Below are 614 nucleotides of genomic sequence, written 5' to 3'. Positions count from 1 at the left end.
GTACTTCGGCTCGTCGGTGGCCGGCGTCGTATCTTCCATGCCCTGAGGATGGGCGAGGCCGGGGAGCTTGGCCACCGGTTATCCGCGCCCGCGCCCCGCGCCTGCCCCGTGTGCCTGCGTTCCGCATCCGCGCGCTCCACACCGACCGCACGGTCACCGTCTACCAGGCGTACCGGCCCGGGATCGGCCTGCCCGCCGCCCGCGAAGGGCGATTTCCGGCCGCCTGGAAACGGGACCGGATGACCTGGATCAAGCCCTCGTTCCTGTGGATGATGTACCGCTCGGGCTGGGGCACCAAGGAGGGCCAGGAGACCGTCCTCGCCGTGGAGATCACCCGCGAGGGCTTCGAATGGGCCCTGCGGAACGCCTGCCTCTCCCACTACAAGCGCGGGTTCCACCCCCGACCAGGCTGCCTGGAAAAGGGAGTTGGGACAGGCGCCTGGATGATGTACCGCTCGGGCTGGGGCACCAAGGAGGGCCAGGAGACCGTCCTCGCCGTGGAGATCACCCGCGAGGGCTTCGAATGGGCCCTGCGGAACGCCTGCCTCTCCCACTACAAGCGCGGGTTCCACCCCCGACCAGGCTGCCTGGAAAAGGGAGTTGGGACAGGCGCC

At 69.5% G+C, this 614-nt stretch carries 2 pseudogenes; both read left to right on the top strand.

The annotated features are described in order from the left end of the window. Positions 1-101 precede the first annotated feature (101 nt). Positions 102-441: pseudogene (locus tag EAO70_RS40590) on the top strand (DUF4291 family protein); the annotation flags it as partial. Then, a pseudogene (locus EAO70_RS40585) lies at positions 441-614 on the top strand (DUF4291 family protein); the annotation flags it as partial. The pseudogenes EAO70_RS40590 and EAO70_RS40585, both read left to right, overlap by 1 nt.

It is taken from the genome of Streptomyces sp. adm13(2018), assembly GCF_008042145.1.
Taxonomy (GTDB): Bacteria; Actinomycetota; Actinomycetes; order Streptomycetales; family Streptomycetaceae; genus Streptomyces.
The sequence above is the reverse complement of the archived record's forward strand: the minus strand, read 5'-3'. Positions and strand labels throughout refer to the sequence as shown.